General features: G+C 44.1%; 9 protein-coding genes and 2 pseudogenes. 2 read left to right on the forward strand and 9 right to left on the reverse strand.

All coding sequences use genetic code 11. The features are described from left to right. A pseudogene (locus O9300_RS12805) lies at positions 1-144 on the forward strand (ISKra4 family transposase); the annotation flags it as partial. 489 nt (positions 145-633) lie between these two features. On the opposite strand, the gene O9300_RS12810 reads toward O9300_RS12805, so the two are convergent. Beyond that, positions 634-759 carry a hypothetical protein gene (locus O9300_RS12810; protein WP_287972004.1) on the reverse strand — a complete coding sequence of 42 codons (126 nt, stop codon included), beginning with the start codon at positions 757-759 and terminating at the stop codon, positions 634-636. A 77-nt stretch (positions 760-836) separates the two neighbouring features. Between O9300_RS12810 and O9300_RS12815 the strand changes: the two genes are divergently transcribed. Continuing rightward, positions 837-1,988, forward strand: a complete 1,152-nt coding sequence (locus tag O9300_RS12815) for an NAD-dependent epimerase/dehydratase family protein (protein ID WP_287972005.1) — start codon at positions 837-839, stop codon at positions 1,986-1,988. Between the two features lie 104 nt (positions 1,989-2,092). Here the strand turns inward: O9300_RS12815 and O9300_RS12820 are convergent, their stop codons facing one another. From O9300_RS12820 to O9300_RS12855, 8 genes and pseudogenes are all read right to left on the reverse strand, one after another. Beyond that, positions 2,093-2,584: a Spy/CpxP family protein refolding chaperone gene (locus tag O9300_RS12820; RefSeq protein WP_287972008.1), complete on the reverse strand. Its 492-nt coding sequence runs from the start codon at positions 2,582-2,584 to the stop codon at positions 2,093-2,095. Between the two features lie 20 nt (positions 2,585-2,604). Further along, entirely contained in the window at positions 2,605-2,979 is a 375-nt protein-coding gene (locus tag O9300_RS12825; protein WP_287972009.1) for a hypothetical protein, read from the reverse strand. Next, positions 2,979-3,563, reverse strand: coding sequence for a sigma-70 family RNA polymerase sigma factor (locus O9300_RS12830; RefSeq protein WP_287972010.1), 585 nt, complete (start codon positions 3,561-3,563; stop codon positions 2,979-2,981). The genes O9300_RS12825 and O9300_RS12830 overlap by 1 nt, the downstream gene beginning before the upstream one ends. A gap of 147 nt (positions 3,564-3,710) precedes the next feature. Then, positions 3,711-4,880 carry a hormogonium polysaccharide biosynthesis glycosyltransferase HpsO gene (hpsO, locus tag O9300_RS12835; protein WP_287972011.1) on the reverse strand — a complete coding sequence of 390 codons (1,170 nt, stop codon included), beginning with the start codon at positions 4,878-4,880 and terminating at the stop codon, positions 3,711-3,713. After that, a complete protein-coding gene (gene hpsN / locus O9300_RS12840; RefSeq protein WP_287972012.1) occupies positions 4,877-5,872 on the reverse strand; it encodes a hormogonium polysaccharide biosynthesis glycosyltransferase HpsN in 996 nt (331 codons plus the stop codon). Before hpsN ends, hpsO begins: the two co-directional genes overlap by 4 nt. Before the next feature lie 156 nt (positions 5,873-6,028). Then, positions 6,029-7,756 (reverse strand): hormogonium polysaccharide biosynthesis protein HpsL, encoded by a 1,728-nt coding sequence (hpsL, locus tag O9300_RS12845; protein ID WP_287972015.1) that lies wholly within the window; start codon positions 7,754-7,756, stop codon positions 6,029-6,031. 57 nt (positions 7,757-7,813) lie between these two features. Further along, a complete protein-coding gene (gene glmM / locus O9300_RS12850; RefSeq protein WP_287972016.1) occupies positions 7,814-9,253 on the reverse strand; it encodes a phosphoglucosamine mutase in 1,440 nt (479 codons plus the stop codon). 215 nt (positions 9,254-9,468) lie between these two features. Beyond that, positions 9,469-9,595, reverse strand: a pseudogene (locus tag O9300_RS12855) (IS630-like element ISMae26 family transposase); the annotation flags it as partial.

Consider the following 9,595-nt stretch of genomic DNA (forward strand, 5'->3'; position numbering starts at 1 on the left):
TTGCAGGCAGAGGGCATTTCGATTGGCTCTGGCTCTGTTGAATCAAAAATTAAACAAATTGCTCATCGTCTTAAAATTACTGGTGCAAGTTGGGAATCTGGTAATGTACCGCAAGTCCTTCGTCATCGCTGTGCCTATCTATAGCGTTTCCCAATCTCATGAGGTACACCAAAATCTTAACTCCTGAATCCCGAATCCTGAATCCTGACTCCTGACTCCTCAAAACCTAAGACTCTGTACCTCCCAACTATGGGAATTGCTATAAATGGTTGCCTTTTTTAACTTTTTTATTGAGATCATTAAGCATTTCTAATTATGACAAAGGTGAGATGCTCCCAGTATTATATTATTATAGCAGATAGGCCCTGAGTTACCGAAAAAACTGCCTTTTATCTAGATTTTTGGCTTTTGTTTTCTCGTCAGCAAAGCCCACTGATTACAAGCTGAGTTTCCCCATAATCTGTTCCCTTGTCAAGTTTTCTAGAACACCCTCATCAGTTATCAGTTATCAGTTATCAGTTATCAGTTATCAGTGAGCAGTGAGCAGTGAGCAGTGAGCAGTGAGCAGATTTGAGTTTTCAGTGGACAGTGGTAATCAGTGAGCAGTTGTCAATAGACTGCCTTTATTGATTCTCACCACACCCCCATTTCCCCATTTCCCCATTTCCCCATTTCCCCATTTCCCCATTTCCCCATTTCCCCATTTCCCCATTTCCCCATTTCCCCATCACCCCACACCCCACACCCCGCTATGTTCACGGGGATTAAGTTGGTAAAGCGTGACACAAAACTGCTAGAGTTACCAAAGACGAGTATATAAACTTTACAGATATTGTATGAGAGTTTTGGTTATTGGCGGAGACGGCTATTGTGGTTGGGCAACGGCACTCCATCTATCAAATAGAGGTTACGAAGTAGGCATACTTGATAGTTTAGTTCGTCGCTATTGGGACTTACAATTGGGCTGCGATACCTTAACACCGATCGCACCCATATCTCATCGGATTCAACGCTGGCAAGATCTGACGGGAAAATCCCTCGATCTTTTTGTCGGGGATATCAATAACTACGACTTTTTGATTCAATCTCTGCGACAGTTTCAACCGGATGCGATTGTTCACTTCGGAGAACAGAGATCTGCACCCTTCTCCATGATTGATCGCGAACACGCAGTTTTAACCCAAGTTAACAACGTTGTTGGCAATTTAAACATCCTCTACGCAATGAAAGAGGAATTTCCCGAAGCGCACCTAGTGAAACTGGGAACCATGGGTGAGTATGGCACACCGAATATAGATATTGAAGAAGGCTACATCACGATCGAACATAACGGTCGTAAGGATACTTTACCCTATCCCAAACAGCCCGGTAGTATGTACCATCTCAGCAAAGTCCACGATAGCCATAATATCCATTTTGCCTGTCGGATGTGGGGTTTAAAAGCCACAGATCTCAATCAAGGGGTGGTTTATGGAGTCCTCACCGAAGAAACGGGAATGGATGAGATGTTAATTAACCGTCTCGATTACGATGGGGTTTTTGGCACTGCTTTAAACCGTTTTTGTATTCAAGCGGCGATCGGTCATCCCCTGACAGTGTACGGTAAAGGTGGACAAACGCGAGGATTTTTAGATATCCGCGATACCGTGCGTTGTTTGGAATTAGCGATCGCTAATCCCGCTCGATCGGGGGAATTTCGCGTCTTTAACCAATTTACCGAACTGTTTAGCGTCGGTGACTTGGCACTGATGGTTAAAAAAGCTGGTTCTGCATTAGGGTTAAATGTGGAGATTAACAATCTTGACAACCCACGCATCGAGTTAGAGGAACATTATTTCAAGGCTAAAAACACGAAATTACTCGATCTAGGCCTACAACCTCACTATCTCTCCGATTCTCTCCTCGATTCCCTCCTAAACTTCGCCACCAAGTACAGAGACCGGGTAGATATGAATCATATCCTACCAAAAGTCACTTGGAAACGATAATTTATTAGTAAATGATAAATCGAGGATGGGTTACTACCCCATCCTTTCCTTTTTTCTAATGTATCGGAATCAAACTCGATCTTAATCGGCACTGATGAGAATTATTATCGTCTGCAATTGGGGAAATTAGGGCAACGTTCCCGCATTAACTGGGAAAATTCCGTTCTTTGAGCGGGAGTTAAGACTTGGCGAATTTCTAAAAAATTTTCAAATTGCAGGTTACTCATTTCTTGGCGATTCCGAGAGATTTGCAGATGTTTAGAGCGGATATCTCGATCGGAGGCATTATTCGATAATAAACTATTTAGTTCTTGTTCATTCTTTCTAATAGTTTCTTGCAATTTTTGGATTTGTCCTCGGTATTTCTGACGAATAGCGGCAACTTTTGACTTTTGGTCGTCGGTAAGGTTTAATTGTTCGATTAGTCCTTCTCTAGAATTATTCATTCGACGACTCTCAGGACGCTGGGGAGAGCTAGTTTGAGCGATAAATAGACGATCTTGGGGATAGGATAGCACAGTGGCAGTTGGGACTAGGTTAGCCGCCAGAGTTAAAGCCATGGTTGTGCCGAGAATCGAGAGAGTAGAAAGGGACATAATTGACCTCCAAAAAGAAATTAAGGCTTATAGGTAGAATAGGTGAGTTGAGGCTCGTTTAAGCTCATCCAAGGCGAACTATAAACGCTAGGAGCAGCAATCGGTGGAGCGATGCCATGGTTCCAACTCTCCACTAAAAAAGCTTCTAACTGCTCGTCGGAAATTTGGCTCAGTTGTGGATGAGGATGAAACCAACGATAGGAACCAACAATCAGCACAGATAAGGCAGTAATACCAGTTATCCACCCCAATAAAGGCAGGGATTTTGGGCAAGTTACCGGCCTTTCTCCCCTAATCATTTGCATTAACTGTTCTTCTTGATCTATCGGTCGAGGTGGCAGCGATGGACGATATCGACGCAGAAAATTAACCACTTTGTCATCTTCTGGGGACATTAGAGAACTCCTTGTTTTTGCAAAAATTGACCCATGGTTTTACGCGCATAATGAAGACGTGATTTCACCGTACCGAGGGGAATTTCTAAGATTTGGGCGATTTCCTTTTGGGGTAAGTCCTCTAGATCGTGAAGGACAAGGACAGCGCGATGTTCTAAACTGAGAATTTCTAACCCTTGTCGGACCACCTCCTCATAATGCAATTGCATCAAATCGGGACTATCTTGGGGACGGGATTCGCTATCAAGGGAGTTTTCCTCATCAGTGCTTTTGGCCATCCTCGTTTGTCTTTTGGCTAATTGTCGCCGACCATCGATCGCCACATTCCAAGTGATCCGATAAACCCAAGTGGAAAAGTATTCAGGTGAACGCAATTTCGGCAACCCGCGCCACAGTCTTAAAAATACCTCTTGGACAAAATCCTCTAGGAATTCCCTTCCACAGAGTTGATAGAGAGTAGAGCGGATTTTTGGTTGATAAAGACGGTAAAGGTGACGAAAAGCACCCCGATCACCCCTTTGGCATTTTAAGATTAACTCTCGATCGCTCACACTTGTTTGCTTATCGGTTATCACCTCGATCATTCCCCTCACCCCTAGCTACTTGTCCCTTTAGACTAGGGGGTGCCAAGAATGGTTCATAACCAGTGATCACTGATCAGTGATCAGTTGTCAGTTATCAGCTTTTTTCTCCCCACACCCCACACCCCACACCCCACACCCCACTTCCCATCACCGAGGGAGTAATTGTTGATAGAAATCCAATTGTTTTTGAGCGAGGGCTTTATTAGTATAATTGGTCATTACTCTTTGATAACCCCTCTGGCCTAATTCTTGAGCGAAGCTGGGATTATCTAAGAGAGTTTGTATAGATTTAGCCAGTGCCTCCCCATCTTTTTCGGGAAAAATTAAACCCGTATCAGCAATAACAAAGGGGATTTCTCCCGAATCAGAACCAATAACAGGAACCTGACAGGCCATAGCTTCAATTAAGACATGACCGAATTGTTCTTTCCAACCGACGGCCGTTAAGGTTTTGACCTGATAGGTGATTTCTGAAGGCAAAACTAAAGTGTTCATCAGGTTAATATAATTAACTACTTGATCGTGGGGAACACTTTCCACTATCATCAAGCGATCGCTTATTCCTGCGGCTGTAGCTTCGCTGACTATTTTATCTTTCAGGATTCCCCGACCTAACAGTAATAATTTCCACTTACCTGTTAATGTAGCTAAAGCTTTAATCAGCGTTAGAATGCCTTTCTCTTCCACAAAACGACCGATAAAACCAATCACGAATTCATCGTTTTCAATGCCTAAAGAGCGGGCTAAATCGGGTTGCTTGCCGTGGGAAAAAAGGACTTCATCCACTCCTAATTGCGGTAAAACGGTGTATTTACCCCTGTAACCCCGTTCTTTTAAAACATCTACCCCGTCCTGATTACCGGCGATTAAACCATCGGTATTTTTCAGGTTATAAGCTTCTAACCAAGAGATGGGAAATTTAGGAGTATAGGGAAGATTCCACCAGGTAAAAAATACATTTTTAGCCTGGAGATTTAAGAGACGATTCAGAGTAATAAATTGACCATAAGCGAGAGATTTAGAACCCTGTTCCACTTGAATAATATCGGGTCTGAATTTTTGCAATAAAGAAATTATATCAGTGCCAAAAGTTAATAAAGCTTGGTTATTCTGGCTAAAATTAGAGATAGGAATGACTCGGAAATTGTCGGCTATTTTCGGTTGACTTTCAATGATTTTATTTTGGACTCCTCCCGGTTGCCAACGTTGGGGAACAACAATAGTAACTTCAATATTGGGATTTAATCTTGTCAGGGCGCGCAGTTTCTCACAGTTGAGATCAACTATATATGTATGACTAGCGACTAAAATTTTCATAGATTATCTAGTTTTGTATAAATTTGGCCATCATTCCAGAGGGACTTTACTTGAGTTTTTAGAGCATCCAGAAAACCTAAACTATAAAAAATTCCCCTAGAGAGGATTTTAATCGGGGAACCACCTTTATTACAGGGAGGATTGCCAAGAACGTGACAATCAAATAATTTAGCATAGAGTCGCAATTGTTGAGCGGGAGTGAGATTTTTCAGAGCCATCAGAAAGTGATTATGATAAAAAGTCGTCTGATAACTCAAAGAACGAGTGCTAATATCATGACAGCCGCCGGTTTCTTCCCCTAAATGAACCAGATAAGCGGTGGGATCGTACCAGACATGATAGGGAGTCCGGCGTAATCTTAAGCAAAAATCCGATTCCTCGCGCACGGCACTGCCACGAAAGCGTTCATCGAACCAAATGCCGTATTTCGTAAATATATCCTTCCGGAAAGACATATTACAGCCCCGGGCCGAGATTACCTGCTGGGGTTTAGTGGTGTGGACAAGATCGATGTAATACCAAGCAATGCCCGGATCCATGGCTTGGGGGGGTAAAAAGTCGATTTCGTAGGGTTTGCTGGTATCTGTCACCATTTTTTGGGAGTCACCCAATTTCATGCGATCGAATACCCGACCGGCCACTACACCTATCTCAGGGTTCTTGACAAAATTCTCACTATGTGCTTTGAGATAATTATCCGGTAGCCGCACATCATCATCGATAAAAAGAACGATATCGCCTTGGGCGCGACGGACTCCATAATTTCTCGCACCGGGTAAACTCGCCCAATCCAGCCGATACCAGCTAATTTTGTGCTGATTAGCCAGATTTTCCAGATAGGATTGTATGGCGGGGCTGTGGGTAGCGGTCTGGTCGATAACTAATACCTCAAAATCGGGATAATCTTGTTTGAGTAGGTCATCGAGAGTATCTTTAAGAGGCTCTTCGCGTCGATAGGTGGGTATGATGACAGAAATCGAGGGAAAATTCATAGCAGGGAATGGGGGAGTGGGGGAGTGGGGAAGTGGGGGAGTGGGGAAGTGGGGGAGTGGGGAAATGGGGGAATGGGGGAGTGGGGGAGTGGGGGAGTGGGGGAATTTCCACTAAAACCCTAAAACCCCAACACCCTAAAACCCAGCACCCATATTTCAAGCTAAAGAAATACCCTTGCGTTTAAAATTTAAGCTCTTTTTGGAGGATTTTGTGGTGGTTTCCCCCGCCAGGATTTTGGCTTCTTTTTCCTGTTTTTCGATCACGGGTAATCTAAAAATTACGCCCGCAAATATCCAGTAATAAACGCCGACAGGGTCCGTATCGAGGGCATACCAATAGGGAAGATAGGCAACAAAGAGCAGCAAAACCCAATAACTACCGGCAAAACCTCGCAGAGTCGGATCTTTGAGGGAACGATAGGTGCGGAAGGCCAGATAAACTAGATGGGTCATGAATATCATGTACAAGGTAAAACCAATGTATCCCAACTCGAATAAAACTTTAGTGTGATAGGTTTCCACAAAGGAAATATCACCGAAAACCCTAGCAGAAGCTGTGGCCACACCAAGTCCACGACCTAAAATACCGCCCTGATTACGGATAGCAAAATCCAACTGTTCTTGAAGAAAAGCGGTGGGGGGACTCTGTTGCCAACGGCTGACGGCGCTATCGTAGCGTTGTTGGACAAAATCGGGGTTAAGGAAAGAAAAACCGATAGCTAGAAGTAAAGTGGCGGCAAAAATGATCGGCAAAAATCGTTTTAAGTTAGCGATTTGTCCTGTAAGAATCGTCATCAGACCAATAATCATCGGTACAGCAAAGAAAGCTAATCTTTGCCCAGAGATCACTGCATTAATAAAAACTAGGGTTAAACCCACTAGGGCTGCTAGTCGCCATTTTTGGGAAGTTTCACTAAAGGCACTGGCATAACAAATTACGGCACTAGAGACCAAAAACCAAGCCCAGTGCCAGGGAGAAACAAAGGTACCGGGTAAACGGATCATATTCACTTCCGGACTATACACTAATGCCCCACCGATCAAACACCTTGCATCTAAGTGGGCTTTGAATAGTGCATCAGCCACGTAGCCTCTAGTTCCTACACAACGACCGGTTTTCAGCATCCAGTATTGCATTAGTCCTAGGACACAACAAATAATCACTAAAGTCACTAAAAGACGACCAAAAAATAATAGGGTGGGTTTGTCTTTGATTAAGTAATAAGTGCAGAAGATTAAGGGGACATAACCTAGCAAAACTTTAAATCCTAATAGTCCTTGCAGAAAAGTCTCACTTTCCCGACAGGGAACTCCGCGCAAACGACCATCCCTAAAGATACTCATCCCAGCCACGGAATCACAAGTAGGCAGAAATTGTCTCTGCAAATTGACGGCTAATAGACAAACTACACAGAAAACAAAGATTAATAATAGGGTTGTACCTAATTGTTTGGGGACAATAATCGGTAATTGCTTTTTTCGACATTCTAAAACTAAGGCGATTAAAGCGGGTAGATAAAAGATATCTTTACTGATCTGCAGGATGGGACTACCTCCCAACCAATACACGATAGTACCAGTGAAGGGGACATAGATAATAAATGCCCAAAGAGCCGTGCGAGGATAGCTAAAGGAGAAAACTACTAAAATCAAGAGTAAACTTACTGCCGCTCCTATCTTGGCATCAAATAATAAGCTGAGGGGTAATCCGAGCAAAATTGCTACACAAATAGCAAAAACAATTAACCCCGTTAACTTTTGTTTCTTTTGCCTTTCTTCTTTTTTGAGGGCAAGTTTCTCTTTGATGTTAAGCGGGGGACTATCAGCTTTTGTTTGGCCCTGTTTATGCTTTTTTTTCTGGCGATCGATACTTAGTCCGGTCATAATTATCCCTTGCTAGGCTAGGCTAAGGGCATTATAATCCCTGTCCCCCTCGATCGACTACAAAAGATAGCTTCGCACCGCTTCCACTAGCCTTTCTGTCCAAAAATTGGCTAATTCTAGGGTTTCTGCTTCCACCATCACCCGAATTAAGGGTTCTGTCCCGGAAGCGCGCACCAAAATTCTGCCTTTTTCTGCCATAGCTGTCTCAGCTTTGCGGATTTCTCGCCGCAAAGGTTCACATTGCTGCCAATTACGTCGCACTTCTCTATCTTCCACCCGCACATTGCGTAAAATCTGCGGATAGGTGACAAAGCTATGATCGACTAAGTTAGCCAAGGAAACCGCCGATTTCTGCACTAAAGCCGCTAAATGTAGGGCGGTTTGCATTCCATCCCCAGAAACCCCGTAATGATGGCAGAGGATATGACCGGATTGTTCACCCCCTAGCATGGCTCCAGTTTCCCACATTTGCGCCTGAACGTGCTGATCGCCCACGGCAGTCCGCAAGAATTGACCCCCCAGTTTTTGCCAAGCGCGTTCAAAACCTAAATTAGCCATCACCGTGGCTACTAATAACCCATCGGGTAGCTGTCCGGCTTCTAAGAGGGAACGACCCCAAAAATAGAGGATATAATCGCCATCTACTACTCTACCTTGACTATCCACGGCCAGGACTCGATCGGCATCGCCATCGAAGGCAAACCCTAAATCCGCTTGCTGATTAATCACCGCCGCCTGTAAGCTTTCTAAATGGGTAGAACCACAATTAACGTTAATGCGATCGCCGTCGGCTCGATCGTGTAGGCAGATAACTTCCGCCCCCAAGGTTTGGAATACTAAAGGTGCTAGGTTAACGGCTGCCCCCCAAGCTAGATCTAAAACTATTTTTAATCCCGATAGGTTAATATCCGTCCCGACGGAAGCAATCACAGCTTGATAGTATTTTTGGATTAATTCGGGACAAAAAGTCGCTTTTCCCCAATTTACTGAGTTATCCGCTAATTCTAAATTGCCTCTTAAACCCGCTTCTATCTGTGCGGCTAAAGTGCCGGATAATTTTAAACCGCTGCTGTCAAAAAATTTAATGCCGTTATCTTCGGGAGGATTATGACTGGCAGAAATCATGATCCCCCCCATCGCTTCGCTTTCTCTGGTTAAATAGGCGACGCAGGGAGTGGGACATAATCCCAGTTGCCAGACTTCTATTCCCGCCCAAGTTAAACCCGCAGTGATAGCATTGGCTAACATATCACTGGAATTACGGGAATCTTGACCGATAATTATCGGTTTGGTGACACCAGCCTGATTTTTTAATACCTGTCCCGCCCAAAATCCGATTTGTAGCGCTAGGGGGGCAGTTAATAATTCTCCCACTTGGCCGCGAATTCCGTCCGTGCCAAACAGGGGGGATGGCGGTAATTCGATTAAACCCCTTAAGGATAACAGGGGATGCGATCGAGCTTTTTGCCCATTTTGATAAGATAGAGAAGCTACCATGGCCGATTCCTTTCCTCACACAACACAATCAGAGGATAACATGATCACCGATTTTTTGAAATCAATGTTCCCAGTTGACCTTAATCCTCCTTCTGGGGTTCCTTACATCTGGTGTGGGGAGATGCTGAGAGGGGGAGGTGGGGAGGTGGGGAGGTGGGGAGACCACTTCGTGCGCGTTGCGGGGGGAGATGGGGAGAATACAGCAATTCTCTGACTCATGAGGTACAGTAGCAACAGTGAGTAAACCAATTGCGAATATCTTTTTGAGTAACTTCTAACATAGCTAATTCAATCCCTTCTATTAAGTCTTTGTAAGTTCTCGCCTTCAGTTTTCTTAATATC

It is taken from the genome of Microcystis sp. LE19-195.1E (assembly GCF_027532095.1).
Classification (GTDB): Bacteria; Cyanobacteriota; Cyanobacteriia; order Cyanobacteriales; family Microcystaceae; genus Microcystis; species Microcystis aeruginosa.